Origin of the sequence: Mesorhizobium sp. B2-2-4, from assembly GCF_006442375.1 — a bacterium.
Classification (GTDB): Bacteria; Pseudomonadota; Alphaproteobacteria; order Rhizobiales; family Rhizobiaceae; genus Mesorhizobium.
The window spans coordinates 237,097-263,530 of the sequence record NZ_VFWB01000005.1 but is presented as its reverse complement, the minus strand read 5'-3'; the positions used below and the strand labels follow the sequence as shown (position 1 = coordinate 263,530).

The window sequence follows — 26,434 nt, the reverse complement described above, 5'->3', positions numbered from 1 at the left end:
CTGGCTAAAAGGCGCAAGACTGATAACAGGCCGAGCGGCGCCGGCGCCTTCTATCTCACCTTCACGACCACCTTGCCCTTGGCGCGCCCCGTCTCGACATAGGCCAGCGCCTCGTTGGTCTTTTCGAATGGGAATACCTGATCCATGACAGGGTGTATGACGCCGGATTGGATAAGTGACGTGATCCTGTTCAGCTGATCGCCCTGCGCCCACATGAACAGGAACGAATATCCGACCCCGGCGCGTCTGGCCCTGCCGCGTATGCCGCGGCTCAGCAGGCGCAGGACCAGTTTCAGGACAATGTTGAGGCCTTTGTCCCTAGCGAATTCGGGATCCGGTGGACCGGAGATGGAGATGAGCTTTCCACCCGGCTTCAGCACATGCAGGGATTTCTCGAGCGTCTTGGCGTCCTGGCTGTTCAGGACGACGTCGTAGCCGTGCAGGACCTTCTCGAAGTCCTCCTTCTTGTAGTCGATGACGACATCGGCTCCGAGACGTCTCACCAGATCGGCGCTCGCGGCACTGGCCGTCGTCGCCACGGTGGCGCCGAGATGTTTTGCCAGTTGGATGGCGAATGTCCCCACACCGCCCGAGCCGGCCTGGATGAACACCCTCTGCCCTTTCTTCAGCCCTGCCCTGTCGACGAGCACTTGCCAGGCCGTCAGGCCGACCAGCGGAATGGAGGCCGCCTCCTCCATGCTGAGACTGTCGGGCTTCACGGCCACGTCGGCTTCTTCGACGGCGATGAACTCGGCGAAAGTCCCGATCCGGCCGTCGCGCGCCCGCGCATAGACTTCGTCGCCGATCTTGAATTTGCGTACTTTCGACCCGACGCTAACGACGATGCCGGCCACGTCGTGGCCAAGGATGAAGGGCGGGCGGTAAGGCAATATGAGTTTGAACTCGCCGTCCCGGAGTTTGGAATCGAGAAGGTTTACGCCAGCGGCGTGGACCTCGATCAAGACGTCGTTGTCGCGCGGTTCCGGCTCAGGCATCTCTGCAAGCCGCAGGGCGCCCTTCTTCTGATATTTGTCGACGACAAAGGCTTTCATCATATTCGCTTTCTTGAAATGAATCCCGATATCGGACAGGCCGGGCTTTCGGGGCAGCGAAACTGCTTGTGCGGGCACCGACTTGGCACGTTCCGTTCAGGCAGGCAGGCGGAACTGCTTGCGCAAGGTCTTGTCGAACGTCGCGGCGGGCGCGAACCGCCGCAGCGTGCTGACCAGGCGGGCTGTCTTGCCGGCGGTGTAGCGTCGGCGCTGACGCTTCTCGGTGGCGGCCCTGAGTACCACATTCGCCACCGCTTCCGGAGGGTCTGCTTTCGGCATCACGTCGCGAAGCAATGCGTCGATACCGGCGCGGGCCTGATCGTATTCCTTCATGACGGAATCGGGCTCGAGCCCGTTCTGGTCGAACACGGTGCGCACGAAGGCAGGTTCGATGACCGAAACCCGGATGTTGAAAGCGCGAACCTCGTGGTCGAGCGATTCCGAATAGCCTTCGAGCGCGTGCTTGACGGCGGAATAGTGGGCCGAGTACGGCGCGGGGACCAATCCCAGGATCGAGCCGATATTGACGATGCGCCCCTCGCCGCGCCGCCGCATCGACGGCAGCACCGCGTTGATCATCCGCATGACGCCGAACAGATTGACATCGAACAGGGCCTTGGACTGGGAAACCGAGGATTCCTCCGCGCCTCCCAGCAGCCCGACGCCGGCATTGTTGACCAGAAGGTCTATCCGGCCGGTCCTGGCGAGGACATCTGAAACCAGAGCTGCGACCGACGCGTCATCGGTCACGTCACAAACCAGCATCGATATCCCGTCCGAGCCCTGGCCTGATATTTTGCGGCTGGTGCCGAAGACGGTGAAACCCGCCCGCGCCAAAGCCTCCGCGCTGGCGCGGCCGATGCCGGAGGAGGCGCCGGTCACGATCGCCGTCTTTCCTGAATTCCGGTTCATCTGGTGACTCCGAACTCGAGAGGTCTTGCCTCTCGGCGATGATTGAATTATGATCGTAATATCACATTACGGGTGTAATGCAATAGGGAAGCGGAAGGAGCGCCATGCGCTACGAAAAAGGCCGGAAGGACGCATCACGCAGCCGGATCATGGAGGTCGCCGCCGAACGGTTTCGCGGTGACGGCATCGCCGCGTCCGGACTGGCAAGCATCATGAGCGACGCCGGCATGACGAACGGCGCCTTCTATCCACACTTTCAATCCAAGGCCGAACTCGTCCGCGAGAGCATGGTCGCGGCACTGGAGGCTCAGTCGCAGCAATTGCAGGAGGCGTTGGCCTCGGGAGGGCTGGATCTGGCCCTCGCCATGTATTTGTCGCCCGAGCACCGGGATCATCCGGAGACCGGCTGTGCTTCGGCGGCGCTGTTGCCCGAAATCGCGCGTCAGCCATCCGAGACCCGCGCGCTCTACACCGAACGATTAATGACTCTGGTGCGCCAGCTATCGGCGCAGTTGCCGCCTGGAATCCCTGATCCGGAGGGCGTTGCATTGGGCGTTTTCGCGGCGCTCATCGGCGCCCTTCAACTGTCCCGCGCGGTGGAGGGAACCGAATTGTCCGATCGCATGCTGACGGCGGGAGCGGAGGCGGCGCGGACTCTGGTCCAGCCGCGCTAGGGTGAAGAGGAAGGCGCTATCCCGTGCGATGTGCCCCCGCTGCAAATCTAACGATGCAGCCAAACGAAGAAAAAAGCGGAAAGTTTCGCCGCCGTTGAACAATATATTTGTTCAGACCGGGCCTCAGCTGGCATGGCGAACCGGAACTTTCCTCCAAACCTTCCGTTTCTTTGAAGATCGTTGCTTCGACGGTCGAAGAGCAACAGGGAAGGATCCTATCATGAACATCAAGATGATCTGCGTCGGCGCGATGACGCTTTCGATGCTCGCGGGCTCGGCCCTCGCCGCCGCTAACAAGGGCACGTCGGCACTCGACGACCCGGCCAAGATGCAGCCCTTCTACACCGACTCCAGCATGAAGAAGATGCGCAGCAGCGACGAGTTCACGAAGGCATGGAAAGCGCTCACTCCGGAAGACCAGAAGATGATGATGACGGCCTGCGACGACGAGGCCAAGGACGCCAACGCCGCCAACAGCCATCCGGAGTTCTGCAGCAGCGTCAAGGCGAATGGTGGCAGCAAATAGACCGGCAAAGAGCAGGCTTTTATAGCCCGCACCCTGAAGACAGCCCCGTCCCGCGGGGCTGTTGTCATGCGCCGACGCGCCGGCCGGTTTCGGCGTCGAACAGATGCGCGCAGGCGTGGTCGACTTCGATGCGCACCAGCTGGCCCTGCTTGAGCGCCAGCCGCTCGCGGAAAAGGCAGTCTATCTCCTCGCCGCCGCAGTCGACCTTGGCGAAGATCTCCGAACCGGTGGCTTCCAGCAGCGTGACGCCGCCGGGTATGCCTTGGCTGCTGGCGCGGATGTGTTCGGGGCGGATGCCGTAGACCAGCTCTCCGCCCGGGACCTGTGCCGGATGAAGCGGCGCCGGCAGCGGCAAGGTCAGCCCGCCTGCGCTGCGGAAGACGCCTTCCTCGATGCGGCCGCGAATGAAATTCATGGCGGGCGAACCGATGAAGCCGGCGACGAAGAGATTGGCCGGCTGGTCGTAGAGGTCGAGCGGCGCGCCGACCTGCTCGACCAGGCCGTCATGCAGCACCACGATCTTGTCGGCCATGGTCATGGCCTCGATCTGGTCATGCGTGACATAGATGGTGGTGGTGCCCAGCCGCTGGTGCAGCGCCTTGATCTCGCCTCGCATCTGCACGCGCAGCTTGGCGTCCAGGTTGGAGAGCGGTTCGTCGAACAGGAAGACTTGCGGGTCGCGCACGATGGCGCGCCCCATGGCGACACGCTGGCGCTGGCCGCCCGAAAGCTGGCGCGGGAAGCGGTCGAGCAGCTTTTCCAGGCCGAGGATACTCGCCGCCCTGTTGACGCGGCCGGCGGTATCGGCCGGATCGGCTTTCTTGATCTTGAGCGCGAAACCCATATTGTCGGCCACCGTCATATGCGGGTAGAGCGCGTAGTTCTGGAACACCATGGCGATGTTGCGGTCTCGCGCCCTGAGATCGTTGACGACCCGCTCGCCGATGGCGATCCTGCCGCCCGAGATCGTCTCCAGCCCCGCGATCATGCGCAGCAGCGTCGACTTTCCGCAGCCCGAAGGTCCGACCAGGATCACGAACTCGCCATCGGCGATGTCGACGCTGACGTCGTGAATGATCCTGGTCGCTCCGAATGCCTTCTGCACATTGTTGATGGTCACCGCTGCCATTTCATGTCCTCACCTGGAAAGAGTGTCGTCGGCTTCAGCCGCCCTTGACCGCGCCGGCGGTCAGCCCGGCGACGATCTGCCTTTGCGCGAACATGGTCAGCACCAGCACCGGCAGCGTCACCACCAGTGCGGCGGCGGCCAGCGGCCCCCAGCTCACCTGCTCGTAGGAGAGCATGTTGTAGACCGCGACCGGCAAGGTCCGCGTCTCGCGGCTGGCCAGCACCACGCCAAAGACGAAATTGTTCCAGGAGAAGATGATGGACAGGATGAAGGCCACCACGATGCCTGGCCTGGCGATGGGCAACGCGACCAGCCGGAACACCTGCCATGAGGAGGCGCCGTCCATGCTGGCGGCCTCCTCCAGCTCCATCGGCGTGGTTTCGAAATAGCCGATCATTACCCAGACCACGATCGGCACCGTGACCACGAGATGGATGATGATCTGCGGCCACAGCGTGCCCAATATGCCGGCCCACTGGAACAGCAGGAACAGCGGGATGAGGTAGGACAGCCCCGGCGTCATACGCGCGATCATGATGACGACCGCCGACCGTTCGGCCTTGAGCCGCGCTATGCCGTAGCCGGCAGGCACGCCGATCAGCAGCGCCAAGAGCGTCGCCGTGCCGGTCACCAGCACCGAGTTCCAGAAGTAGAGCAGGAAATTGTTCTCCTCGAACACCTTGGCATAGTTCGACCAGGCCACGTGCTCGGGGATGAAGACCGGCGGGGAGGCGCCGTTGTCGATCTCGAATTTCAGGGACAGCGAGATCATCCAGAGGAAGAACAGGATCGCCGGCGAGACGAAGACCAGGGCGGCGAAGAACAGGCCGATCCGGTTGAGCAGTCGCGAACGCATCTATTTGCCCTCCGCGTCGGTCCAGCGGCTGCGCTGGCGCAGCATCAGCAGGACGAAGGACAGCGCTACGATAAGAACGAAGAACACCACCGCCATGGCGGAGCCGTAGCCGACGTCGTAATAGGAGAAGGCGATGTTGTAGAGATAGATGTTGATGGTCTCGGAGGCCGTGCCCGGTCCACCCTGGGTCATCGCATAGATGATGTCGAAGCTCTTCAGCGCGTCGATCGTGCGGATGATCACCGCGATCATCAGGAACGGCGCGATCATCGGCAAGGTCAGGTACCGGAACTGCTGCCAAGCATTGGCGCCGTCGATCTCGGCGCTCTCGAAGGGTTCGCGCGGCACCGAGGCCAGCCCGCCCAGCACGATCAGCATCACCAGCGGCGTCCACTGCCAGGTCTCGACAGCGACCAGCGAGGGGATGACCGTCCTGGCGTTGAATATCCATTCCTGCGCCGGAATGCCGACCAGCGACAGAAGGTAGTTGAGCACGCCGAGTTGCGGATGGAACATCATCGTCCAGACCAGCGCCACGGCGACGGGCGTGGCCATCATCGGCATCACGAAAATACCGCGCAGCACGCCGCGCAGCGGGAACCGGGCATCGAAGATCAGCGCCGCGACCGTGCCGAGCAGCATCGGCGCGGCCACCGAAAGGAAAGTGTAGGACAAAGTGTGCGCGAGCGATTCCCAGAACCGCCCATCGCCGACCAGTCGCAGATAGTTCTCCATCCCCGCGAAGCTTCGCGACTGGCCAAGCGTCCAGCGGTTGACGCTCATCCACAGCGTGAAGGCCCAGGGAAAGACGATGACGGCGCCGACGACGACCAGCGCGGGGACGACGAAGGGCCAGTAGCTGGGAGCCAGCTTGACGGGCCGGCCCCCCTCGCTTGCCTGTTTCGTCACCCCGGTACGATCGGTCGTCGCCCCGGCGCGATCCGTCGTCGCCCCGGCGCGACTCGTCGTCGCCTCGGCGCGCTCTGGGGCAGTTGCGGACATCAGCCTTGCTCGCTCCTGTCGAGGACCGGCTGGAACTGTTCCGTCGCCTTTTTCAGTTCCTCCGCCGGGTCGGCCCCGGCGAGCAGGTCGCTGAGCGCCACGCCATAGATATCGCGGAACTCGGTGACCGGGATGATGACCGGCAGCGCCAGCCGGCTGACATTGCCGGAGCCGACCACGGCGTCGAGCCAGCTCGCCGGCATGGTCACGCCTTCGCGCACCTTGGGGTCTTCCAGCACCGATTTGCGGAACGGCACGCCGGCACCTGCCTGCAGCAGCCGCGCGCCCATGCCGGCCGACACCGCCCATTGGCAGAAGAGGTAGGCGGCTTCCTTCTTCTCGCTGGCCGTGGTCACGCCGAGCCCGTCGCCGAACGTACCCGAGGCATGCGCCTTGGGGCCCTTGGGCATCACGCCGTAGCCGACCTTGCCGACCACCCTCGACTTCTCCGGATTTTCCATCGGCGGCGCGAAACCGACGCCGTCGAACCACATGCCTATCTTGCCTTGCAGGAAGGCGGATTGCGCTTCGGCCCAGTTGAAGCCGGTGACGCCGGGCGGCGCGGATTTGGTCATCAGCCGCTGGTAGAGGGCGGCGGCCTCTACCGCCTCGGGCGCGGTGGTGCGCAGCTTGCCCTTGTCGTCGAGCGGCGTCATGTCGTAGCCGAGCATCAGCGAGGTCCAGACCGGCGTGTTGGCATTCTTGAGGCCGCGCGCGACGAAACCGTAGGTGTTGGTCGACGGGTCGGTCAGCGCCTCCGCGGCCGCAACGAGCTGATCGAAGGTTTCGGGGTATTTGAGGCCCTTGGCCTCGAACGCCTCCTTGTTCCAGTAGATTATCCAATAGTCGACCGAGAACGGCAGCGAGCGCAGCACGCCCTGGCCATCCTTGGCGAACAGCATGCCGGCATCGGCAAAGTCCTTTTCGACCAGGCTCGGATCGGTCAGCGTCGGGTCGGCAAGGTAGCCCGATATGTCGGCAAGCCAGCCCCCCTTCTCGAACTGCCGCTTCTGCACATGGTAGCTCAGATGCACGACGTCGAAGCTGGGTTTGCCGGAGCTGAGCTCGATCACCGTCTTCTGGCGCTGCTGCTGCTCGGGCGTCGCCTCGGCATTGACCTTGATGCCCGTCAGATCCTCGAACTCGGCGAGATATTTGATCAGCGTGTCGCTGCGCGGGCTTTTCACCAGATTGACATCGAGCGTCGTGCCCGCGAAGCGCTTCCAGTCGACGCCGGCGGCAAGGCTCGGGCGGATACCGGCAAAGCCGGCGCCGGCGAGCATGGCGGCGCCCGCAAGGAGCTGTCTTCTGGTTGGGTTGAATGGATTGGACGGCATTTCTTCCTCCCGGTTGCTGTCGTTGTCGATTGCGCCGCGACAGGCACGGCGCGGCCTGCTTCCTCAGATATGGAGCGCCAGCCGGCGCGCATTGTCGATATGCTGGCTGATCGCCTCGACCGCCTTTTGTGGATTGCGGCTTTCGAGGGCTTCGATCACGCTCAGATGCTCGCGCATCACCGGCACCACGCGCCCGTCGATGCGGAACCGTTCCTGGTGGATCAGGCGGATCTTCACCGAATTGACCAGATAGGCCTTGGCAATGATCTCGTTGCCGAGCGCATCGATGAAAGTATCGTGCATGGCCCAGTCGATGGTCTGAGCCCTGGCCTCCATCTCCGGCGTCGGGGTCTGCGCCAGCGCCTGCGCCAGCATGTCCTCATGCTCGCGGCGCAAGCGCGCGAGTTCGTCGTCGGAGGCGCTGACGGTGAACAGCGCCACCGCCTCGCGCTCCATGAACAGGCGGAACTGGAAGGCCTCGCGGATCAGGCTGATGTCGATGTGCGCAATCTGCATGCCGCGCTGCGGAATCGTCGTCAGCAGCCCCTCGGCTTCCAGGCGCGGCACGATCTCGCGGATGGCACCGAGCGGCAGGCCAGTGAAGGCGACGAGTTCGCGCTGCGACACGAACTGGCCCGGCTTGAGGTCGCGTGCCAGCAAATGCCGCGTGAAGCTGGCATAGGCCTGCTCCCGCAGATTTGTCTGGTCGCCGCCATTGGCCATTTCAGCGCTTCCCTTCCCGTCAGGCCGCCGCGGCCGCGAAAAGAGTGTCGTAGGCAGCGCCAAGCTGCTGGCGCCCCGGCGCCGCGATCGGCTCGAGCGGCGGCCGCACCGCCAGCCAGCGCTCGTCGCCGGTTTTGCGCGCCACCATCACCTTGACCGCAGGAATGACCGGGTGCTTGAGCAGCTCGAGCACGAAACGCTCGACCCGCGCATCGTCCTGCCCCGTCTGCGCCATGGCGAGGACCTCGCCGGCGGCGAAATTGGCCATGCCCGAAATCGCGCCCTGGCCACCGATCCTGACCGCCCGCGCCAGATGCCGCTCGTCACCGATCAGGATCACCAGATCGCCATGGGCGCCGAGCAGCGCCTCGCTATAGGTCCAGTCGCCGCCGGAATCCTTGACGCCGGCGACCACGTCCGGAAACGCCTGGCGCAGCCGGCCGATCAGCCCCAGCGAAAGCTGCACCGTGGTGACCGAGGGAATGTTGTAGAGCAGCACGCCGCGGGCCAGCGGACCGAGAGCGGCAAAGACAGCGGAAAACCAGCCGAAAAGCCCATCGTCGCCGATATTCTTGAAATAGCTGGGAGGGGCAAGGAGGATGTTGCGGGCGCCGCGCTGCAAGGCATGCCGAGCCTGCTCGGCTGCATCCTCGGCCGCATCGACCAGCACGCCTGCGACAAGCTGATCCGGCGCGATGCCGGCCGCCAGCATCGCCTCGGTGACAGCCCGCCGCTCCTCGGTGCCGACCGAAGCGCCCTCCCCGGTGGTGCCGAAAAGCGTCACACTGGTGCAGCCCTGCGCCAGGCAGCTTCGGGCCCACGTCACCATGGGTGGAATGAGGATTTGCCCCGACGCATCGAAAGGCGTGGCCAGAGCAACCGAAAGACCAAAACGCGATGTCACCAGCGAGCCTCCAAAAGAGCAGTTCGCAGGCAGTGCTATCACGCTAACATGTTAGTCGTAAATAGGGCGGGCACCATTTACCGGAAACATAAGATGTGAGGCGTCCGGCGGCAGGCGTCATCCATGCCTCGCGTCACCGTCATCTCCGTTTCTGCCGCTGTCCTTTTTCCTGCCATGTTGCGTTGCGAAAGATTTGTTGCATTGCGATACGGTCCGCCCCGACTAACAATGGTCGCGGGTTGGGCTTGCACGAAGGATTTGTCGTGGCAGCATCGTTCCGACCCGATATCGAGGGAATGCGCGCACTGGCGGTAGCAGGCGTCGTCGCCTATCATTTCGGCCTCGCCGCCCTGCCCGGCGGTTTTGCCGGCGTCGACATCTTTTTCGTTATCTCCGGTTATCTCATCACAAGACATCTTTTGCAGGAGATCGGCGAGAGCGGCCGGCTGAACCTGTGGCGCTTCTATGCCCGCCGCGCCCGGCGGCTGCTGCCGGCCTCGCTGTTCGTCATCCTCGCCACGCTGCTGGCCGGCGCCTTCATCCTGTCGCCGGAGGAACAGGCGCTCTATTCGAAGGGCGCGATGTTTGCCTCGGCCTATATGATCAATCTGTGGCTGATCCGCTGGTCGTTCGACTATTTCGCCTCCGATGCCGCCAACAACCCCTTCATCCATTTCTGGTCGCTGTCGGTGGAGGAGCAGTTCTACCTCGCATGGCCGGCGCTGCTTGTTCTCGCCGCATGGCTGCGGCCGGGACGGCGCGCCGCTATCGTGGTCATCGGCGTCACCGGCCTGGTTTCGTTCGTGGCCTGCGCCTGGCTGACCAGCGTTTCGCCGCCCTGGGCTTTCTATTTCTCGCCGCTGAGGGCCTGGGAGTTCGCCGCCGGCGGGCTTGCTACGATGGTGCCGGCAAATTTCCTCCAGTACCACCCGCGGCTGCGCGCCGCGCAAGGCTGGCTCGGCCTGGCGCTGATCGTGCCCGCCTATCTGCTGCTGGACGAGGCGCTGCCCTTCCCCGGCCTGCTGGCGCTGCTGCCGGTCGTCGGCACGGTGCTGCTGCTGGTCAGCGGGGCAGGCGAGCGCCAAGCGGATGGCAAGCTGGCCGGCGGCCCCGCGGCTCTCCTGTCGCTGCCGCCCATGCAATGGATCGGCAAGCTCTCCTACTCGCTCTATCTCTGGCACTGGCCGGTCATCGTCTATGCGGGAATGGTCACCGCGGAGCTTTCCGGGCTGGACAGGTTTGCCTGCCTGGCACTGACGCTGATGCTCTCCATCTTCACCTATCACGTCATCGAAAACCCCGTGCGCCGCAACGGCTGGCTGATGGCAAGCGCCGCCCGCGCGCTCGTGCCCGCGGCGCTGCTGACCGGCGCCGGCGTGGTCGCGGCCTACGCCAATGCCAAGTTTGCCGTTCACGAACTCGATCCGGAGCAGCGCGTCATCGCCCAAAGTGCGGCGCGTCCATCCACCGCGCGCGCCAGGGGCGGCTGCGTGCTCGACTACGAGACCATCACCCCGAAGCCCTGCGTGTTTGGCGCCAAGAATGTGAAAGGCACGATCGCCTTGTTTGGCGATTCACATGCCGACCACTGGTCGACGCCGCTGATCCAGGCGGCCGAAAAGCGCGATTACCGGGTGGTTACCTGGCTCAAATCCTCGTGCCGGGCGTCCCGGCTGTCGACATGGTCGAGCAAGCTGAAGCGCGACTACGCCGAATGCGACCAGTGGCGCGAGCAGTCGATCAAGGAGATCCTGGCGCTGAGGCCGGCCCTGGTGGTGATCTCGGAAATCGCCCTGACCAGTTCGCGCAAGATGGCCGCCGGCAAGGATGAGCCCGACAGTCAGGACGCGGAGTGGAAGGCTGGCCTGCGTTCGACGCTGGAGACGTTCAGCAAGGCCGGGCTGAAAGTCGCCTTCATCCGCGACGTGCCCTTCAACGACGAGCAGGTCGACACCTGCGTGGCGCGTGCGCTGTGGCGCGGCGACACGCCCTCGCTCTGTGATCAGACGCGCGCCTATGCCGCCAACGACGCCATGGCCGCGGTGGAGCGCGACGTCGTGCGCAGCATTCCGAACGCCCGCTATGTCGATATGACCGACCAGTTCTGCAACCAGACCACCTGCCATGTCTTCATCGGCGGCAAGATCGCCTTCCGCGACCGCCACCATCTGGCGACCGCTTTCGCCGAGACGCTGGAGAAGCCGCTGGAGAAGGCGCTGTTTTAGAAGGGGTTAACGTCCCTTCTTCAAAGGCGCGCTGCCAAGGCGCCGCCCCCTCACAGCGCGCGCGGGCACGAAACATTGGTTTACCGGCTTTATGGGAACAGGGCCGCGAGGGCAGCGTTTATTAGATGAGCCTTAAAGAGGAGGTTGCCATGAAGAAACTCTTGCTCGCATCCGTGATTGCCGTCGCTTCGGCGGTGGCCGTGATCGCCCCGGCAAATGCCGCCAGCATCACGCTTGGCATCGGCAACGGCTATGACGACGATTATTATGTTCCCAGATATCGTCACCACTATCGCGATTATTCCGACGATGACGGCTACTATCGCCGCTACAGCATGTATGACGAGAGCTACCGTCCGCGTTACTACGGTCATCGTCGCTGCCACACCGAGGTGATCAAGCACTGGCGTCATCACCATCGGGTCATCGAGAGAGTCCGCGTCTGCAGGCGTTGACCTGACAACCAATCCGGCCGGCATCGCGCCGGCCGGATGTCATGCATAGCGCCATGCCCTGGAGCGGAGCACTTGTCGTGCGCGCCGCAACTCCTCGGGGCCCAACCCTATCGTCGCATCATCATCCCGTAGTGCATCGCCAGCAGATCGAGCCCGATTCTCAACAGCTTTGCCGCCACGTCCCTGCCCTCGCTCATCTCTCCCGCCACGCCTCTGACCGACTGCTCCAGGCACACGATCTTCCGGACCACGTCGACCACCTCCCAATGGCCGAGCGCGCGGGTCGCGGCGGCGTGCGACCGTCCGGCATTGAGCACGCTGTCGGTGATGCCGCCGCTTGTCCTGTCGCCGTCGACGCGTTCGCTCCAGCGCATCGGCTTGATATCAGCCTGCTGGCTGGCGCGGAAATCCTCGCGGTAGCGCAGACCGGCTTCGCGCTGCTGGCGCGACAGCGAGGTGATGCCCAGCAGCGGATCGATGCTGCGCACCCGCACGATACCACCGGTGGAGGTATGGCCGTCATTGGACACCTCATAGACGCGCCGCGCCTCCGATGTCCCGGTTGCGAGCCGCTTGCGGCCGAACTCATCGTCCCGCAACGCGAAATCATGGCCGACCTCGCGGCGGATGCGCACCTGCTCGGCCTCGCCCTTCGGCAGCTTCGGCGTCTGCGGTTTGGCTGATCTGGCGGCTTTCTTGCTCATGGCTGCGTCCTTGTGGGGAGTGGATTGAGGTGCTGGCTGGCGCGGCAGCGATCCCTGGCGAAATTGGCTGCGTGCGCCGGAACCAGCGGCGAGGCTGGGCGTTGTGCCGCACCAAACCAACAGGAGGTATGCCCATGACCGCCTTCATGCCGGTGACCTTGCGCTTCTGCGACAACAAGACCATGCTGGTGGGCTCCATCGCCCAGGCGGCGACCGCGCTTCGCCGGCAATGGCCTGACAAGACGGCCACCGCCTATCTGGATGCGGCAAGGCTGGTCAGGCTCGCCATCGACGGCAGCTGCCGCCAGCGCGTCGCCTTCGAGGCTTTCACCAAGGCGGCCGGGCAGCAGGGGCTGCTGGTGGCTAAGCCGCGTAGCCGCGCCCATGAATGGCTCGACGCCGCCGCGGGCCCGTGAGGTGGCTGAAAACGTGATGCAACCGCGCCGCCGCCTTGCACGTTGATAGGGGCTGGCTTCCGAGCCGCGCGCAACGCCAAGGTAACCGCCGTGGGTACCATGAAAACAGGATCTCCGCTCAAAGTATGCCTGGACGGGCATGTCGAGGTGATCGACGGCGTCGCTGAGGCAGCCGACTTCCTGCAGCGCTGGCCGATTGAACGGCGTGGTCATGTCTACCGCAGTGCGCTCAACGCGTGCAGCGCAGCCATCGCGGCGCAGATTTCGCACGCCGACGCGATGAAAGCGTTCACCGGCTTCGCCCGGGTTACCCGTATATTGGCCGGCGACGACGGCCGGCCAGCGATGCCTGATGCAATGAGCGTGCGAATGCCAAAGCAGGGCCACGATCTGCCAAAATAAAGGCGTTGCGTGGCCGCCGTTCCCGCCAGATCGCCACCATTGCAGAAGAAAAGCCAGCGTTGCAGCTAGTCTCTTTCTCCCCGTTTTACGGGGAGAAATGCCCGGCAGGGCAATGAGGGGCGGCGCCACCGTTTCGATACCTTGCATCTAACTCAATCTCCCTCCCGAATTCATGCCGTTCCCAATCCTGCACCCGGCGCCGCCCGCCTGCCGTTAGCTTCTCTCCAGAACGGGAGGAAGCTCACCCCGCCTCGCAGACACGCCGGCGGAAGCGCGCCTGGTGATAGGTGCAGTAGCTTTTCATCGCCCTTGTGCGCATGCCGCAGCACAGCATGTGGACGCCCGGCCGGCCGCCGGGCGCGTCGTTTTCCGGATTTTGCTCCAGCGCCAGGTCGAGCGGAGCGCGGCAGCGGCCGAACAGGCAGTCGACGAAGCGCATTGCCACGCCATGCGGCTGGCGGCCGATCGGGCTTCGGTGCGGCACCGGTACCTCGAGGCGGTAGGCTTGCCCGTCCGCGATCAGCACGCCGGCCTCGCGCGCTGCGAGGCGTTCCGCACCTTCACCCTTCGGCACGCGCTTGTGTCCGGCCTTGGCGGCGCGGTCCGCGGCTTTGTCATTCGCCCTCTCGGCTGCCGCGATCCGCTTGCTGTTGGCAAAGCCGATAGAACTCAGCATGGCGTTGCGGTGAACGATGCCAATGATGGCGTCGCGCGACACCGGGCTGCCTCGCGACGCGCTGAACCGAGCCGCGATGCGCGAGGCGGAAAGTCCGTCCGTCAGCCAGCCGGCGATCGCCTGCAATTCCTTGTCGCCGTAAAGTGCCATATCTGGTCTCCGTCCATTGCGCGGCCGCGGCAGCGCGCGACGCCGCCGGCGAGTATCGGTGTCGGCCCGCCGCAGGCGGTGGGCATTGTTGGGTTGGATCCGGCCTGTCGGCCGTTGGATTGGCGGCCTCAGCCCGGCCGGCCGCCCAGCGCGGCGAGGCGCGCCAGCCGCGCCTCTGCCGTCACCCGGTCGGGTGCGAAAACCGCCCTGCCCGTCAGCCTGTCGAGCAGGATCACGGTGCCGTCCTCGGTGCGGATCAGGGAGCGGATCCGCACCGCGCTGAATTGGGGGCCGGAGCCGCGGGGAGCGGCGGCTCCGGCCGTTCCGGCCGCCGGTGACGGGCGGACCGGACGTGCGGCTGATGCATCGGGGCAATCAGCCTCACGCTTCGCCCTGGCCGGGGAGGAGGACAGCCGGGGCGAAAGGGAATGAGCGCTGGCCGGCTCGCGTGAAGCTGGCCTGAGGGCGCTTTCGACTCGGAAGGGGTTGAGCTTTTGCATGAACGGATATAAGCATAACTCAAAAACTTATGCAAGCCATTCTTTCATGGACGAAAGCAGCGCTTGTTGGTCACATGGGCGCCATGGTGAAAACGCAACTGTCGATCAAGGTCGGGGCGGCAATCCGCCAGGCGCGCAAGCAGCGCGGCCTGGTCATGCGCCACATCGCCGAGCACAACGACACCGACGTCGCCGCCGTCGGCAATTGGGAAACCGGTCGCAACCTGCCCAAGACGGAAAACCTCCTGAAGACTGCCGCCTTTCTGCGTGTCGACCCGGTCGCGCTCGGCAAGGGCGAGGTGGTTTTCCTCGACGATGCCGGACCGGTCAACGACGCCGAGATCGTCACCGACGCCGGGCCGCCCCCCGCCGGGCCGATGGACATCCAGGTGCTGGGCGCCGCCGTTGGCGGCGACGACGGCGATTTCACCTTCAACGGCGAGCCCGCCGGCTACGTCCAGCGCCCACCCGGCATCCGCAACCTGGCCAAGGTGTTCGCGCTGCATGTGCTCTCGGATTCCATGGTACCCCGTTACGAGCCCGGAGACCTGATCTATTGCGGCGGCCGCGATGCCGTCCCGGGCGATCACGTGGTGATCGAAACCTTCCCGGAAGAGAACGAACGCAACGGCAAGGCCTTCATCAAGAAATTGGTCAAGCGCACCGCCGCCGAACTGGTGGTCGAACAGTACAATCCGCCGAAGACGTTGACCTTCAACCGCTACGCCATCAAGCAGGTCTGGCGGGTCATTCCGTTGAAGGAATTGCTGGGCTATTGAGGGCGACGGGGCAATTCTTCCTCCCACAAGGAGAGCAGGCAAAACCCAGCGTCGATGCCACCCTCACGCCCGCCCCGATCCCTCCAACGGCATCTCGCGCTCGCTCAGCATTAGCGCCTCGCTGCGCACGCGCTGGCGCTCGTCGATAAACGCTGCCCGGATCTGGATCGCCGTGCCCGGCAGCCCGTCGGCGCGGCAAGCCGAGCAGACCAGCCGGCCCGAAAGCGCTGCCAGCGGGGTATTGCCAGTCACGCCGAAGCGCCGCAGCTGATCGGGCTTCCACCACCTGTTGCGGCCGCAATCGGCGCATTCGACCGATATCGAAACGACATCCGCAATCACTGATCCCCTGCCCGTCAATGCCATCGCGGCTCGCCTCTTTTGTTCCTTGTTTGTTCACATATTCCTGCGTTTTGAAACGAGAGTCGAGTCGCATCTTTCAGGGCTCCGCAAAAGTTTCTCTTTCGCTAATTTTTGAGTTATGCTTCTATATAGCTTGCAAAGCCGAGTCGGCGCGCGTGCAGCACCGCCGGGCCGATCGCCGCCAGGAAAAGCGCGCCTGCTGGCGCGCTTCTTCCGCCGCTACGGCCACCGCATTTGGGCCTTGCAGGCGGCATAGGCGGGCTCGCCAAGCCGTCGGCGACCACACTGCGCCACGAGAGAGACGCAGCCACGAGAAGAGCTGGGCAATGCCGCCATTTGCGGGTTCCCATCCGCGCGTTTTCTTCCTAGATTGCCTGCGGGTGGCTGATCGTTCGACGTGCATATCAGGGAATGTTCAAGACTGCCCGTTCAAGAGTCCAGGCCTGGATGACGGCAGGCGCGGGAACCATCGCCGCGCTGTTGGCGGCCGGCCTCATGGGCGCCTTTGGCGCCCTGCCCGCTCACCCTCCGCCGCAACTGCCGTCCGATGCCGCCATCGATGCCGGCCGCTGGCGCATCAAACCGGTGCGTGCCTACGTCAGCCATGCCGACATCCATGGCGTGCCGCTGAAACCGGGCCAGAAGGCACTGGTGCTGGAGGCCGACATGACCAACCGCACGGCCGAATCCAACAAGGCCTACTTCGCTGTCTTCAAGCCGGAGGGAATCACCCTGCCGGACTCGATGCCGATGATCGCCCTGATACGCGATTCGACCCTGGCGCCGGAACTGCACCCCGGCATGACCGAGCGCCTGGCCTATGTCTGGCCGCTGGCCGGCGACGCCGCCGTGCCGCCGACGCTCGCCTTCGGCGTCACCGCGGAGATCTTCAAGCCGCGCGACAATCTCTACGGCACGCCCGGCTGGTACAATCCCTACCGTCTCGGCACCGTGACCTTGCCGCTCGCCGATATGCCGGCAACGGACACGCCGGGAGCCGGCTCATGAAGATGCGGGTCCTCGGCAATCTCGCGATTCTCGCCGCCACCGTGGCGCTGAGCTACGGTATGCAGCTTTCCAAGCCGCATTATGCCGACCTCACCGCGCCCATCCCGGTCGACGGCGCCATGCACGACACGGTGCGGGCACGCAGCTTTGACGTCCGGCTTGACGAGGTTGTCTTTGCCCGCGCGCTGAAGACCAACCAGTTCGGGCAGCAAAAGCTTTTGACGACGAGCGGCGTGTGGGCGGTGGTGACGACCAGCCTCACCGCGACCGACGCCTCCATCACGGTCGCGGACGGCACCTGGCAAGGTCCGACCGGTCTGCGCTACCGCCAGACGGAGCGGCTGGGCTATCGCCAGGACATGCCGCCGCACGGCGTCGATCCCGGCTTGCAAAAACGCGGCCTGTTCGTCTTCGAAGTACCGCCCGACCAGATCGGCGGCGCCAGGCTGCTGGTCTCGGAACGCCAATTCGGCGCGCTCGACGCGCAGGCCCGCATCAGCTTCGACGGGTTGTCTGCCGGCGCCGATGGACAACCGGCCGGCATCCTGCCGCAATACGATCTGGATGCACCACCGGGCCAGACTTCTCCGGGCCAGACACCGCAGGGCAAGCCATGAGCGCCGTCGCGACCGACATGGGGCCGGCCGCCGAGCGGCAGGTCGAGAAAAAATGGCGCAGGCGCAGCCTGGCGGCGCTTGTCATCCTGCTGCCGCTGGCGCTGGCAGAAACCAGCCATGACAGCTTGCGCGAATGGCTGGGCGGCGAAGACCTCATCGCCAGGGATGTCGAGTTTGGCCAGTCCGCGCACTTCGGCGGCAGCGACTGGAAGCTGGCGGACCTGCGCGGCGGCAAGGCCGGCCGCTTGCCCGATCAGGCCTTCGCCGTCATCGCCACCTTCTCCGTCACCGTCGGCGATCCCGACTTGCAGAAGCAATGGCTGGGCTGCAGGCTGATGCTGACCGATGCCGCCGGCCGCCGCTGGCTCCCCGACATGATTTCGGGCGTCAGACTGCCGGACGGCGTGATGAACTGCACCTCGGCGATCTTCTCCGGCGCCAAGACAGGCGACGTCATCACCATCGGCGACACCTTCATCGTGCCGGAGGATGCCATCAAGACCATCCGTCCCGCCATTGGGCTGGGAAGCGGGCGGCCGTGGTACCTGCGGTTTCAACGGCCGCCGAAGTAGCGACAGCGCCGGCAGTCCGGAGTCACGGCACGGCGATCAACAGGACGTAGGCAACAAAGACGACGAGGTGAGCAAGTCCGGTGAGAACCGTCGTGCGTCCGGTACTGAAACTTACGACACTCACCGCAAGGGCCAGAACCAGCAAAATCACGTCGCTCGGACCGAGACCGAGGTTGAGCGACTTTCCGGTGATGAGGCTGGCCGCCGCCACTGCCGGGATCGTCAGTCCGATGGTCGCGCACGCCGAGCCCAAAGCGACGTTCAATGCGCGCTGGAGCTCATTCCCCCACGATGCCTTGATGGCGGAGATCGCCTCGGGGAGCAGCACGACAAACGCAATCATCGCGCCGACGATCGCATCCGATTGCGGGATCTGCAGGTAGGTAAGGCCATCTTCAACGCCAGCCGCGACCCGTTCCGTCAGCAGGACGATCCCGACCAGTCCCAGAAGCAGGAAGACGAAATGCGTTGGCACGCCGTGGACCTGCGGAGAATGGCTTTCCGGAGCGCTTTCACGCAGCTGCACCTCCAGGAAGTCCTCTTTCTGGCTGTAGCTCTGGGCGAAAACGAAACTGCCGTAGAGCAAGAGCGACAGCAGCGCGACGAAAGCCAGTTGCGTGGGAGAAAATGTCCCGGGGCTGGTGGCAAGCGTATAGTTCGGGAGCACCATCGTCAGCACCGTGATCGCGGTCAGCACCGAAAGAAAGGAACTTGTGCCTTGCCTTCGGATGTCCTGGTGGCGGTGCCGCCACCCGCCAAGTGTCAGGCACAGCCCCACGATGCCGGTGCAAACGATCATGACCGTGGAGAACACGGATTCTCGCGCCAGGGTCGGATTGTTGGCGCCATGTCGCATCATCGAGACGATGATCGACACTTCGATCGTCGTTACGGCCAAGGTAAGGACCAGGGTGCCGTACGGCTGTCCAACACGTCGGGCTATCGCCTCCGCATGTCGCACCACGGCAAAGACGGTTGCCAAGGTAAGGATGATCGATATGCCGGCAACGATCACCACAATCGCCGTCCGATCTTCGATCGGCTCTATGTTCGATTGCAATATCAACGCCAGCGCGCAGCAGACCACAGGCAGGCCGAAGGTCATTGCCTCACTTCGACGGCGGAAGAAGTAAGTCATGCCATTCTCTTCGATCTTGCGAGTGCAAACAGGCGGTCTGTTTACGAGACCAGGAAAGATCGCACTTTCGCCCCATCGCACGTACATGGCAAGGCGCGGCAAGGATACGCTACGGCCGTTCCCGTCGCTACCGGGAACGACCGCCCGTCTCACCCGTCCCCTTGGAAAGCGAGAACGCCGTCTCCAGGACGGCGGCGAGGAAGCAGATGCGCAGCGGCTCGATGAGGATGCCGGTGGAGGAATCCTGGAACGGGCTGCCGAACAACAGCGTCACGCCATGCGACAGGATCTGCCAGACGTCGAGCTCGTGCGGGCCGATCAGCCGCGTCGCGCCGAGCCACAGCCAGGCCGCGCCCCAGTCGAGCAGGCGATAGCCGACGATCAGCGTACACAGCAATACGAGGCTGGAACTCACCGTCAGCCGCACGCCATTGGCGATCGGCAGATAGCGCGAGCGGTAGCCGGCGACGAAATGCTCGACGAAATCGCGCAGGAATTTCGGCAGGCCGGCATAGCGCTTGCCGACGCGTTCCAGCCGGCCGTGCACGCGCATCAGTGCCGTATCGTCGCGCACATCATAGCCATAGATCAGCGCCGCCATCACCAGCCAGATCAGCGGCAAGAGCATGTAGAAGAACAGGTTGACGGCGATCGTCGAGGGCGCGATCGAGGTGATCTCGACCGGCACCATCGGCGCGGCCGTCGCCGTCGGCACCGGGCTCGCCAGCCCGTCGGCCGACGCCTGCAGAACCGACCAGAAATTGCGGCTCATCAGCCATTGCAGCGCGCTGTCCTTCCAGCGGCTGATGACGTAGAGGCCGACGAAGATCCAGTTGGTCTCGCAGATCACCACCACGATCTGCCAGAACGAGGCGGCGCCCGTTTTCGCCTGCATGAACTTGGCCAGCCGGCGCACCAGCCAGGACACCGCCACCGAGACCAGCAGCCAGCGCGAATCCAGCACGTCCAGAACATTGGCGCTCTGGCCGAAGCCGGCCTGGTCGAGCGTTTCGCGCGAATATTGCCGCACGATGTCGCCGAGGAACCCCCAGGCCGCGTAGTAGGCGAAGAAGGGTAACAGCGCGATGGTGATCATGCGCACCAGCCGCGAACCGCGCCGGTCCGCGGTTCCCTGCCCCTCGGCGACCGTGGCCTTTTCCGCGCCACGCTGCGCGGCCAGCACATGGGGCAAGCCGGGACGCAGCACATGGAACATCGCCACCGTCACCACCAGTTGCGCCAGTGCCACCAGCGTCAGCATGGCGAGCCCGGCGAAATGATTTGCGAGCGCCACCTTGGCCGCCAGTTGCAGCAAGAGATCGCCGGCCAGAACACCGGCCAGCACCAGCACGACGAGCTGCGGCCAGAACCGCCGCAGCAGCGAAAAACTCAAGCTGATCGGTCTGATGATATCGGCAAACATGAGGTTCTCTCAGAATGCCACCCGCCCGAAATCCTTCTAGCAAAGGGGGGTTGTTTTGCAAGAAAGGTAGCGAGCTCTCCTGCCTATGGCAGAGCGGCGATTTCCCCTTCTCCGACGACAAGGGAGAAAGAATTAGCGCCTCACCCGCGACTTCAGCCAGCGATCGAACGCCACCGCCAGGATCAGGATTAGGCCGATGACGATGCTTTGCGTGTAGGACGAGACGTTGTTGAACTGGAGCCCGTTCTGTAGCACGCCGATCAGGGCGGCGCCCACCACGGTGCCGCCCACCGAGCCGATGCCGCCGAACAGCGAGGTACCGCCGATGACGACGGCCGAAATGACCGTCAGCTCGTAGCCGATGCCGGCCACCGCTTCGGACGAATTCAGCCTGGCCGACAGCACGAAGGCGGCGAGCCCGGCGAAGAAGCCGACGATGACATAGACCGAGACCAGGATGCGGTCGACGCGCAAGCCCGACAGCCGTGCGGCCTCGGCATTGCCGCCGACGGCGTAGACGGCGCGTCCATAGCGCGTGTAGCGTAGCACGATGTGGCACAGGATGGCGGCCGCCGCGAAGATGATCGCCGGCACCGGCACGGGGCCGATCAGCCCGGTGCCGAACCAGCGCATAGAAGCGTCGAAGCCCGAGATCGGGCCGCCATTGGAGATGGTCAGCGTCAGGCCGCGAAACACGGTGAGCCCGCCAAGCGTGACGACGAAGGGCGGCACTTTCAGCCTGGTGATGGCAAAGCCCTGAACACCGCCGGCCACCGCCCCCACCACCACGGCGGCGAGCAGCGCCGCGAACCAGCCATAGCCCTGCGTTCCCGACGTCGACAGCGACAGCGTGTTGGCAGTACCGCCCTTGGCGACCACGGCCGCCACCATGCCGCAGAAGGCGAGCAGCGAGCCGACCGAAAGATCGATGCCGGCGGTGAGGATGACGAAGGTCATGCCGAGCGCGATCAGCCCGGTGATCGATATCTGGCGGGTGATGTTGAACAGATTGATCGGATCGATGAAGCTCGGCTTCAGCACGGTGAAGACGACCACCAGCGCCGCCAGGAATAGCAGCGGCCCGAAATTCATCAAGAGCCGCGCAATGCTGATGCCGCCACGCCGGCTCTGTTCCTCGGCCACACTCATCGTGCCTCCTCCTCAACCGCTCCCGGCTGGTCGAGCGCCATCAGTTCCATCAGTTTTTCCTCGCTTGCCTCGATGCCTGGCATCTGCCCGGTGATGCGTCCCTTGCGCATGGTCACGATCCGGTCGGACACAGCCAGCACTTCGGGCAGCTCGGACGAAATCATCATCACCGCTATGCCGCGCGCTGCCAATTGCACCAGGATCTGGTGCACCTCGGCCTTGGCGCCGACATCGACGCCGCGCGTCGGCTCGTCGACGATCAGCACCTTGGGGTCGCGCGCCAGCCAGCGCGCCAGGATCACCTTCTGCTGGTTGCCGCCCGACAGGCCCTCGATCGCCTGCTCGGCCGACGCCATGCGGATCGACAGCATTTTCCGGAACCCCGCCAGCGCATCGCGCTCGCGCCGCTCGGCCATGAAGCCGAAGCCATTGCTGAATCGCCCGAGCGAGGCGACGGAGAAATTCGGCAGGATGCCGAGCGCGGCGAAGATCGCCTGATGCTTGCGATCCTCAGGCACAAGGCCGATGCCGAGCGCTATGGCATCCGCCGGCGAGGCCGGCGCGATGGGCCTGCCGTCGAGCGTGATCGTGCCGCCCGCGATCCGGTCGGCGCCGAAGATGGCGCGCGCCAGCTCCGTGCGACCCGAGCCGACGAGGCCGGCGACACCCAGGATCTCGCCGGCCTTCAGGTCGATATCGACGCCGTCGAGCACGATGGCGTGCGGCGCTTCGGGATCGCGCACCGTGCGCAACCCGCGCACCGACAGCACGACGTCGCCGGCCACCGTGCGCTGCGCCGGCCGCGCATAGAGCTCGGACGCCGCGCGGCCGACCATTTTCTCGATGATGCGCGGCAATCGGATCGGCCCGCCTTCGCGGTCGAGATTGCCGGCCAACCTGCCGTCCCGGAGCACCGTCATGCGGTCGCAGATGGCGGCGGCCTCCTCCAGCCGATGGGTGACGAACATGATGGCGACATGGTCCTTGCGCAGCCTGTCCATGATCGACAGCAGCCGCTGCACCTCTGTCTCGGTCAGCGCTGATGTCGGCTCGTCCATGATGATCAGCCGGCTCTTCAGCGACAGCGCCCGTGCAATCTCGACGAGCTGCTGCTCGGCCACCGAAAGCGCCGAGACCGGCGTCATCGGATCGATCGTGAGGCCGACGCGGGCGATGATGGTGCGGGAGTCCTGCTCCATCTTGCGCCAGGAGACGAGGCCGAGCGGACCGGTCGGGGCGCGGCCGATGAAGATGTTCTCCGCCACCGTCAGCGTCGGGATCAGGCTGAGCTCCTGGTAGATGGTGACGATACCGAGCCGCTTGGCATCCTGCGGGCTCGACGGCCGGTAGTCGGCGCCGTCGAAAATGATATGGCCGCTGGAAGGCGGTATGACGCCCGACAGGATTTTCAGCAGCGTCGATTTGCCGGCGCCGTTTTCGCCGAGCAGGCCGAGGATTTCGCCGGGCCTGACGTCGAGCGAGACATCGTTCAGCGCGGTGACGCCGGCGAAACGCTTGGTGACGCCCTCGACGGCGAGCAGGACGGGTGCGGCTTCAGCCATGGAATGGGTGCTTCCCTCGATGCAGTTTCCGGACCCGTCGGCGCGTGAACACCCCCCTCTGTCCTGCCGGACATCTCCCCCGCAAGGGGGGAGATTGGCTGTCTGTTCCGCATTCGCCAATTTTCAACGCCGCAATGAGAATGCGGACATCGACACTGCCGATCTCCCCCTTTGCGGGGGAGATGGCCGGCAGGCCAGAGGGGGTGCTGCCCCGCCGACCTCTCCATGCAAGCTCACTTCGTCTCGTTCAACCTCTCGGCCTTGTCGAGATTGTCCTTGCCGATGACGATCGGCGTCAACAGCACCAGCTTCTCCTTCGGCTCCGTCTTGTCCCTGGCGTAGGCGACGGCGATCTGCACGGCGGTGCGCGACTGCTGGCCGGGGAACTGTTCGACCGTGCCGGCGAGCTTGCCGTCGCGGACCGCGACCAGCGCTTCCGGCAGCGCATCGAAGCCGTAGATCTTGACGTCGGTGAAGTTGCGCGCCGCGCAGGCTTCGAGCGCGCCCAGCGCCATGTCGTCATTGGCACAGACGATCGCGTCCGGCTTGCCGTTGGCGGCAAGGCCGGCTTCCGTCACCGACAGCGCCTCGGCGCGGGCGAAATTGGCGGTCTGCTCGAAGACGATCTGGTACTTGTCCTTCAAGGGATCGAGCACATTGTGCACGCCCTTGTTGCGGTCGATCGCCGGCCCGGCGCCGGGTTGGCCCTGGAGGTGGAACAGTTTCGCGCCGTTGGGGAACGCCGCCACCACGGCCTGCGCTTCCGCCTCGCCGCCCTTGACGTTGTCGGCGCCGACATGGGCGAGGATGCCCTCGACGCCGTCGACGCGGCGGTCGATCGTCACCACGGGAACGCCGGCCTTGACCGCTTCCTCGATGGCCGGCGCCAGCGCATTGACGTCGAGCGGCGAGATGACGATGGCGTTGACCTTCTGCACCAGGGCGGCCTCGATGTCGGCGGTCTGCTTGGTGGCCGAGTTCTGGCCATCGCTCTCGGTCAGGTTGACGCCTTGCGTGGCGGCTTCCGCCTTGATCTCGTTCAGCATGTGCACGAAGAACGGAAAGCCGAGACTGGGCACCGAGCCGAGAATGGTGAGCTTGTCCTGCGCAAATACCGAGGGCGCGGCAAGCACCATGGCGCCCGCGGCCACGGACGTCATCAGGAATTCACGTCTGTTCATGGGATCCTCCTCCACAAGAACGCACGGCCCCGGAAACCGAGACGGTTTCAGGAAGGATCATGCGTCGGTTCAAAGTGTTGGAGCATCCTCCTTGCGTTTGCTAACGCATGCCGCTCCAGCTGATCGCCGTTGCAAAAACTGCCTCCCGTCGGCACCAGCAAACGGATGCTAGCCCAGGCTCAACCATTTGTGCAACATCGATATAACAGGGCCAGACGGCAATGGTCGGAATTTGGATGAGCCGGGTGCCCAGCTTCCATTCTCCGGCGCTGGCCCTAGTTTGAACCGCGCCTGAGCCCATTCCCTGGAGACACCCGCATGAAACCGCACATCATCTGCCATATGATCGCGTCGCTGGACGGCAGTCTCCACCCGAGCCGCTACACGGCCAGCCCGGACGGAACCCGGGCCGAATGGTCGAGCCTCTACGAGCATATCCATAATGATTTTGCGGGCGACGGCTGGATCGTCGGCCGCGTCACCATGGCCGAGATGAGCAAGGCCGGCGCGCACCCGCCGGCCGATGCGGGCAAGGTCGACCGACCCTATCATGTCGCGCAAACCGGTATGGGAAGCTACGCGGTGGCGCTCGATCCATCGGGCAAGCTCCACTTTTCCAAACCCGACATTGGCGGCGACCATGTCGTGGTGCTGCTTGGGCACGATGTCGCCGACAGCCACCTGGCCGAGCTCGCTGCCGACGGCGTGTCCTATATCGTGGCGGAAACGGCTGACATGGATCTCGGCCGGATGCTCGAAGTTCTCAACCGCGAATTCGCCATTCGCCGGCTGCTGCTCGAGGGCGGCGCCGGCATCAACGGCTCCTTCTTCGCGGACGGCCTTGTCGATGAGCTCAGCCTTCTCGTCGCTCCCGCTCTTGATGGACGGGCGGCGAACCAGGGTTTCGTCGAATTCGGCGAAACCGGCCTCGCGGGCAAGATGCAACTGTCGCTCAAAAGCTGCGAAGCCCTCGCCCACGGGCTCGTCCATTTGCGCTACGCCGTCGGCTGACGACGCTTTATCGGCGCATCATACGTCGTACCGCATGGCCTCGAGATCGGCGATCAGCGTCGGGCCGGTCGGATGCCAGCCGAGCCGCGCCTGGGTCAGCGCGCTGGAGGCCGGTAGATCCATCGGGGCGAACATTGCCATCCAGCCGAAATGCTCTGCCGCCTGTTCCGGAGCGATCGAAACGACCGGCACGTTGAGGCCCCGCCCGATCACCTCGGCGATCGCGCGCACTTCGACGCCTTCCTCGCCGACCGCGTTATAGCGCGCGGCGGGCTGCCGCTTTTCCACCGCCAGCCGGTAGAGGCGCGCCGCGTCCAGGAGATGGCCCGCCGCATAGCGGTTGCGGCCCTCGCCGACATAGGCCGAAACGCCTTTCTGGCGCACGATTTCGATGAGCGGCGTGATGAGCCCTTGCTTGACCGGGTTGTGAACCTGCGGCAGCCGCACCACCGAGACGTTGACGCCGGCTTCCAGCAAGGCATTGCCGGCGAGCTCCGAGGCGATGCGCGGATTGGGATGGCTGGCGTTGAAGACGTCCTCGCTGGCAAGCTCGCCATGTCCGGGGCTGCCCACGCCGACGCCGGAAGTGATCACCAGCGGCCGGTCGGATCCGGCCAATGCCTGGCCGAGTGCCGCGATGACACGGCTATCCTTCTCGCAATTCTCGGCAAACCGCGAAAAATCATGGTCGAACGCCGTGTGGATCACCGCTTCCGCCTTTGCCGCGCCGTCGCGCAGGCCCTCGGGATCCTCGAGCGTTCCCCGATGCACTTCGGCGCCCGCCGCCGTCAGCGCTTCGGCCCCCGCTTCGGAGCGGGTGACGCCGACCACCTGATGGCCCGCCTTGATGAGCTCAGCCACGAGCGCCGAGCCGATGAAACCGGTCGCGCCGGTCAAAAAGATACGCATGCGAATTCTCCTGCACGATTGCCTGCGCAGTATCGCCGGTCTATTATTCCATTAAAGTAGTGATCTTATCGTGGTATAA

At 64.7% G+C, this 26,434-nt stretch carries 29 protein-coding genes; 11 read left to right on the top strand and 18 right to left on the bottom strand.

What is annotated here, in order from left to right; translation table 11 throughout:
* Positions 1-50: 50 nt before the first annotated feature.
* Together FJ959_RS14770 and FJ959_RS14765 are read right to left on the bottom strand one after the other, a co-directional pair.
* Positions 51-1,052, bottom strand: coding sequence for an NADP-dependent oxidoreductase (locus FJ959_RS14770; protein ID WP_140521587.1), 1,002 nt, complete (start codon positions 1,050-1,052; stop codon positions 51-53).
* A gap of 96 nt (positions 1,053-1,148) precedes the next feature.
* Positions 1,149-1,964: an oxidoreductase gene (locus FJ959_RS14765; protein ID WP_140516171.1), complete on the bottom strand. Its 816-nt coding sequence runs from the start codon at positions 1,962-1,964 to the stop codon at positions 1,149-1,151.
* Between the two features lie 104 nt (positions 1,965-2,068).
* Here FJ959_RS14765 and FJ959_RS14760 point away from each other — a divergent pair, with 104 nt between their 5' ends.
* Both FJ959_RS14760 and FJ959_RS14755 read left to right on the top strand, forming a co-directional pair.
* On the top strand, positions 2,069-2,638 hold the full coding sequence (locus FJ959_RS14760) for a TetR/AcrR family transcriptional regulator (protein WP_140559838.1): 570 nt from the start codon (positions 2,069-2,071) through the stop codon (positions 2,636-2,638).
* A 220-nt stretch (positions 2,639-2,858) separates the two neighbouring features.
* Positions 2,859-3,164, top strand: a complete 306-nt coding sequence (locus tag FJ959_RS14755; protein ID WP_140499097.1) for a hypothetical protein — start codon at positions 2,859-2,861, stop codon at positions 3,162-3,164.
* Positions 3,165-3,228: 64 nt separating this feature from the next.
* Here FJ959_RS14755 and ugpC read toward each other — a convergent pair whose 3' ends face one another.
* The 6 genes from ugpC to FJ959_RS14725 form a co-directional block, all read right to left on the bottom strand.
* Positions 3,229-4,293, bottom strand: a complete 1,065-nt coding sequence (gene ugpC, locus FJ959_RS14750; protein ID WP_140630554.1) for a sn-glycerol-3-phosphate ABC transporter ATP-binding protein UgpC — start codon at positions 4,291-4,293, stop codon at positions 3,229-3,231.
* A gap of 34 nt (positions 4,294-4,327) precedes the next feature.
* Positions 4,328-5,149 (bottom strand): carbohydrate ABC transporter permease, encoded by an 822-nt coding sequence (locus FJ959_RS14745; protein ID WP_140499101.1) that lies wholly within the window; start codon positions 5,147-5,149, stop codon positions 4,328-4,330.
* Complete coding sequence (locus tag FJ959_RS14740; RefSeq protein ID WP_224519032.1) at positions 5,150-6,151, bottom strand: sugar ABC transporter permease; 1,002 nt, start codon at positions 6,149-6,151, stop codon at positions 5,150-5,152. It abuts the gene before it with no gap.
* Positions 6,151-7,488, bottom strand: coding sequence for a sugar ABC transporter substrate-binding protein (locus FJ959_RS14735; protein ID WP_140630552.1), 1,338 nt, complete (start codon positions 7,486-7,488; stop codon positions 6,151-6,153). Before FJ959_RS14735 ends, FJ959_RS14740 begins: the two co-directional genes overlap by 1 nt.
* Before the next feature lie 63 nt (positions 7,489-7,551).
* The gene (locus tag FJ959_RS14730; protein WP_140499104.1) at positions 7,552-8,211 is read right to left on the bottom strand and encodes a GntR family transcriptional regulator; all 660 of its coding nucleotides are present in this window, start codon (positions 8,209-8,211) and stop codon (positions 7,552-7,554) included.
* A gap of 19 nt (positions 8,212-8,230) precedes the next feature.
* Positions 8,231-9,115, bottom strand: coding sequence for a dihydrodipicolinate synthase family protein (locus FJ959_RS14725; RefSeq protein WP_140630549.1), 885 nt, complete (start codon positions 9,113-9,115; stop codon positions 8,231-8,233).
* 263 nt (positions 9,116-9,378) lie between these two features.
* Here FJ959_RS14725 and FJ959_RS14720 point away from each other — a divergent pair, with 263 nt between their 5' ends.
* Positions 9,379-11,340 carry an acyltransferase family protein gene (locus tag FJ959_RS14720; RefSeq protein ID WP_140630546.1) on the top strand — a complete coding sequence of 654 codons (1,962 nt, stop codon included), beginning with the start codon at positions 9,379-9,381 and terminating at the stop codon, positions 11,338-11,340.
* Positions 11,341-11,489: 149 nt separating this feature from the next.
* Complete coding sequence (locus FJ959_RS14715) at positions 11,490-11,795, top strand: hypothetical protein (protein WP_140499110.1); 306 nt, start codon at positions 11,490-11,492, stop codon at positions 11,793-11,795.
* A 107-nt stretch (positions 11,796-11,902) separates the two neighbouring features.
* Here FJ959_RS14715 and FJ959_RS14710 read toward each other — a convergent pair whose 3' ends face one another.
* Complete coding sequence (locus FJ959_RS14710) at positions 11,903-12,499, bottom strand: DUF6456 domain-containing protein (RefSeq protein ID WP_140521422.1); 597 nt, start codon at positions 12,497-12,499, stop codon at positions 11,903-11,905.
* Positions 12,500-12,633: 134 nt separating this feature from the next.
* Between FJ959_RS14710 and FJ959_RS14705 the strand changes: the two genes are divergently transcribed.
* Together FJ959_RS14705 and FJ959_RS14700 are read left to right on the top strand one after the other, a co-directional pair.
* Entirely contained in the window at positions 12,634-12,915 is a 282-nt protein-coding gene (locus FJ959_RS14705) for a DUF982 domain-containing protein (RefSeq protein WP_140499114.1), read from the top strand.
* A 99-nt stretch (positions 12,916-13,014) separates the two neighbouring features.
* Entirely contained in the window at positions 13,015-13,317 is a 303-nt protein-coding gene (locus FJ959_RS14700) for a DUF982 domain-containing protein (protein WP_181165274.1), read from the top strand.
* Positions 13,318-13,558: 241 nt separating this feature from the next.
* Here FJ959_RS14700 and FJ959_RS14695 read toward each other — a convergent pair whose 3' ends face one another.
* Together FJ959_RS14695 and FJ959_RS32300 are read right to left on the bottom strand one after the other, a co-directional pair.
* Positions 13,559-14,143 carry a GcrA cell cycle regulator gene (locus FJ959_RS14695; RefSeq protein ID WP_140499116.1) on the bottom strand — a complete coding sequence of 195 codons (585 nt, stop codon included), beginning with the start codon at positions 14,141-14,143 and terminating at the stop codon, positions 13,559-13,561.
* 128 nt (positions 14,144-14,271) lie between these two features.
* Positions 14,272-14,418, bottom strand: coding sequence for a hypothetical protein (locus FJ959_RS32300; protein ID WP_224618688.1), 147 nt, complete (start codon positions 14,416-14,418; stop codon positions 14,272-14,274).
* Positions 14,419-14,717: 299 nt separating this feature from the next.
* On the opposite strand from FJ959_RS32300, the gene FJ959_RS14685 reads away from it, so the two are divergent.
* Positions 14,718-15,422, top strand: coding sequence for a helix-turn-helix transcriptional regulator (locus tag FJ959_RS14685; protein ID WP_140499435.1), 705 nt, complete (start codon positions 14,718-14,720; stop codon positions 15,420-15,422).
* Between the two features lie 63 nt (positions 15,423-15,485).
* On the opposite strand, the gene FJ959_RS14680 is transcribed toward FJ959_RS14685, so the two are convergent.
* Positions 15,486-15,788, bottom strand: a complete 303-nt coding sequence (locus FJ959_RS14680) for a hypothetical protein (protein ID WP_140499120.1) — start codon at positions 15,786-15,788, stop codon at positions 15,486-15,488.
* Between the two features lie 444 nt (positions 15,789-16,232).
* On the opposite strand from FJ959_RS14680, the gene FJ959_RS14675 reads away from it, so the two are divergent.
* The 3 genes from FJ959_RS14675 to FJ959_RS14665 are packed head-to-tail and all read left to right on the top strand — an operon-like array spanning position 16,233 to position 17,982.
* Positions 16,233-16,793 (top strand): hypothetical protein, encoded by a 561-nt coding sequence (locus FJ959_RS14675; protein WP_224519033.1) that lies wholly within the window; start codon positions 16,233-16,235, stop codon positions 16,791-16,793.
* Positions 16,790-17,410, top strand: a complete 621-nt coding sequence (locus FJ959_RS14670) for a hypothetical protein (protein ID WP_140556356.1) — start codon at positions 16,790-16,792, stop codon at positions 17,408-17,410. Before FJ959_RS14675 ends, FJ959_RS14670 begins: the two co-directional genes overlap by 4 nt.
* Positions 17,407-17,982, top strand: a complete 576-nt coding sequence (locus tag FJ959_RS14665; protein ID WP_140516193.1) for a hypothetical protein — start codon at positions 17,407-17,409, stop codon at positions 17,980-17,982. The genes FJ959_RS14670 and FJ959_RS14665 overlap by 4 nt, the downstream gene beginning before the upstream one ends.
* A gap of 22 nt (positions 17,983-18,004) precedes the next feature.
* Here the strand turns inward: FJ959_RS14665 and FJ959_RS14660 are convergent, their stop codons facing one another.
* The 5 genes from FJ959_RS14660 to FJ959_RS14640 form a co-directional block, all read right to left on the bottom strand.
* Positions 18,005-19,087, bottom strand: coding sequence for an ionic transporter (locus FJ959_RS14660; protein ID WP_246680802.1), 1,083 nt, complete (start codon positions 19,085-19,087; stop codon positions 18,005-18,007).
* A 160-nt stretch (positions 19,088-19,247) separates the two neighbouring features.
* Positions 19,248-20,543: a hypothetical protein gene (locus FJ959_RS14655; RefSeq protein ID WP_140565418.1), complete on the bottom strand. Its 1,296-nt coding sequence runs from the start codon at positions 20,541-20,543 to the stop codon at positions 19,248-19,250.
* 132 nt (positions 20,544-20,675) lie between these two features.
* Positions 20,676-21,692, bottom strand: coding sequence for an ABC transporter permease (locus tag FJ959_RS14650; RefSeq protein ID WP_140516199.1), 1,017 nt, complete (start codon positions 21,690-21,692; stop codon positions 20,676-20,678).
* Entirely contained in the window at positions 21,689-23,254 is a 1,566-nt protein-coding gene (locus tag FJ959_RS14645) for a sugar ABC transporter ATP-binding protein (protein ID WP_140630543.1), read from the bottom strand. Before FJ959_RS14645 ends, FJ959_RS14650 begins: the two co-directional genes overlap by 4 nt.
* Positions 23,255-23,487: 233 nt before the next feature.
* Positions 23,488-24,435 carry a substrate-binding domain-containing protein gene (locus tag FJ959_RS14640; protein ID WP_140499137.1) on the bottom strand — a complete coding sequence of 316 codons (948 nt, stop codon included), beginning with the start codon at positions 24,433-24,435 and terminating at the stop codon, positions 23,488-23,490.
* A 318-nt stretch (positions 24,436-24,753) separates the two neighbouring features.
* Here FJ959_RS14640 and FJ959_RS14635 point away from each other — a divergent pair, with 318 nt between their 5' ends.
* Positions 24,754-25,446 carry a RibD family protein gene (locus FJ959_RS14635; protein ID WP_140630540.1) on the top strand — a complete coding sequence of 231 codons (693 nt, stop codon included), beginning with the start codon at positions 24,754-24,756 and terminating at the stop codon, positions 25,444-25,446.
* Positions 25,447-25,464: 18 nt separating this feature from the next.
* On the opposite strand, the gene FJ959_RS14630 is transcribed toward FJ959_RS14635, so the two are convergent.
* Positions 25,465-26,355, bottom strand: coding sequence for an SDR family oxidoreductase (locus FJ959_RS14630; RefSeq protein WP_140630537.1), 891 nt, complete (start codon positions 26,353-26,355; stop codon positions 25,465-25,467).
* Positions 26,356-26,434: the final 79 nt, after the last annotated feature.

What these genes read in the sequence shown, in the direction of transcription:
- FJ959_RS14730 (WP_140499104.1), bottom strand. Translation starts at nt 8,211, where the DNA reads ATGGCCAATGGCGGCGACCAGACAAATCTGCGGGAGCAGGCCTATGCC.
- FJ959_RS14755 (WP_140499097.1), top strand. Translation starts at nt 2,859, where the DNA reads ATGAACATCAAGATGATCTGCGTCGGCGCGATGACGCTTTCGATGCTC.
- FJ959_RS14630 (WP_140630537.1), bottom strand. Translation starts at nt 26,355, where the DNA reads ATGCGTATCTTTTTGACCGGCGCGACCGGTTTCATCGGCTCGGCGCTC.
- FJ959_RS14715 (WP_140499110.1), top strand. Translation starts at nt 11,490, where the DNA reads ATGAAGAAACTCTTGCTCGCATCCGTGATTGCCGTCGCTTCGGCGGTG.
- FJ959_RS14680 (WP_140499120.1), bottom strand. Translation starts at nt 15,788, where the DNA reads ATGGCATTGACGGGCAGGGGATCAGTGATTGCGGATGTCGTTTCGATA.
- FJ959_RS14735 (WP_140630552.1), bottom strand. Translation starts at nt 7,488, where the DNA reads ATGCCGTCCAATCCATTCAACCCAACCAGAAGACAGCTCCTTGCGGGC.
- FJ959_RS14640 (WP_140499137.1), bottom strand. Translation starts at nt 24,435, where the DNA reads ATGAACAGACGTGAATTCCTGATGACGTCCGTGGCCGCGGGCGCCATG.
- FJ959_RS14695 (WP_140499116.1), bottom strand. Translation starts at nt 14,143, where the DNA reads ATGGCACTTTACGGCGACAAGGAATTGCAGGCGATCGCCGGCTGGCTG.
- FJ959_RS14765 (WP_140516171.1), bottom strand. Translation starts at nt 1,964, where the DNA reads ATGAACCGGAATTCAGGAAAGACGGCGATCGTGACCGGCGCCTCCTCC.
- FJ959_RS14700 (WP_181165274.1), top strand. Translation starts at nt 13,015, where the DNA reads ATGAAAACAGGATCTCCGCTCAAAGTATGCCTGGACGGGCATGTCGAG.
- FJ959_RS14660 (WP_246680802.1), bottom strand. Translation starts at nt 19,087, where the DNA reads ATGACCTTCGGCCTGCCTGTGGTCTGCTGCGCGCTGGCGTTGATATTG.
- FJ959_RS14740 (WP_224519032.1), bottom strand. Translation starts at nt 6,151, where the DNA reads ATGTCCGCAACTGCCCCAGAGCGCGCCGAGGCGACGACGAGTCGCGCC.
- FJ959_RS14650 (WP_140516199.1), bottom strand. Translation starts at nt 21,692, where the DNA reads ATGAGTGTGGCCGAGGAACAGAGCCGGCGTGGCGGCATCAGCATTGCG.
- FJ959_RS14685 (WP_140499435.1), top strand. Translation starts at nt 14,718, where the DNA reads ATGGGCGCCATGGTGAAAACGCAACTGTCGATCAAGGTCGGGGCGGCA.
- ugpC (WP_140630554.1), bottom strand. Translation starts at nt 4,293, where the DNA reads ATGGCAGCGGTGACCATCAACAATGTGCAGAAGGCATTCGGAGCGACC.
- FJ959_RS14760 (WP_140559838.1), top strand. Translation starts at nt 2,069, where the DNA reads ATGCGCTACGAAAAAGGCCGGAAGGACGCATCACGCAGCCGGATCATG.
- FJ959_RS14645 (WP_140630543.1), bottom strand. Translation starts at nt 23,254, where the DNA reads ATGGCTGAAGCCGCACCCGTCCTGCTCGCCGTCGAGGGCGTCACCAAG.
- FJ959_RS14675 (WP_224519033.1), top strand. Translation starts at nt 16,233, where the DNA reads ATGACGGCAGGCGCGGGAACCATCGCCGCGCTGTTGGCGGCCGGCCTC.
- FJ959_RS14770 (WP_140521587.1), bottom strand. Translation starts at nt 1,052, where the DNA reads ATGAAAGCCTTTGTCGTCGACAAATATCAGAAGAAGGGCGCCCTGCGG.
- FJ959_RS14705 (WP_140499114.1), top strand. Translation starts at nt 12,634, where the DNA reads ATGACCGCCTTCATGCCGGTGACCTTGCGCTTCTGCGACAACAAGACC.
- FJ959_RS14635 (WP_140630540.1), top strand. Translation starts at nt 24,754, where the DNA reads ATGAAACCGCACATCATCTGCCATATGATCGCGTCGCTGGACGGCAGT.
- FJ959_RS14710 (WP_140521422.1), bottom strand. Translation starts at nt 12,499, where the DNA reads ATGAGCAAGAAAGCCGCCAGATCAGCCAAACCGCAGACGCCGAAGCTG.
- FJ959_RS14665 (WP_140516193.1), top strand. Translation starts at nt 17,407, where the DNA reads ATGAGCGCCGTCGCGACCGACATGGGGCCGGCCGCCGAGCGGCAGGTC.
- FJ959_RS14670 (WP_140556356.1), top strand. Translation starts at nt 16,790, where the DNA reads ATGAAGATGCGGGTCCTCGGCAATCTCGCGATTCTCGCCGCCACCGTG.
- FJ959_RS14745 (WP_140499101.1), bottom strand. Translation starts at nt 5,149, where the DNA reads ATGCGTTCGCGACTGCTCAACCGGATCGGCCTGTTCTTCGCCGCCCTG.
- FJ959_RS14655 (WP_140565418.1), bottom strand. Translation starts at nt 20,543, where the DNA reads ATGTTTGCCGATATCATCAGACCGATCAGCTTGAGTTTTTCGCTGCTG.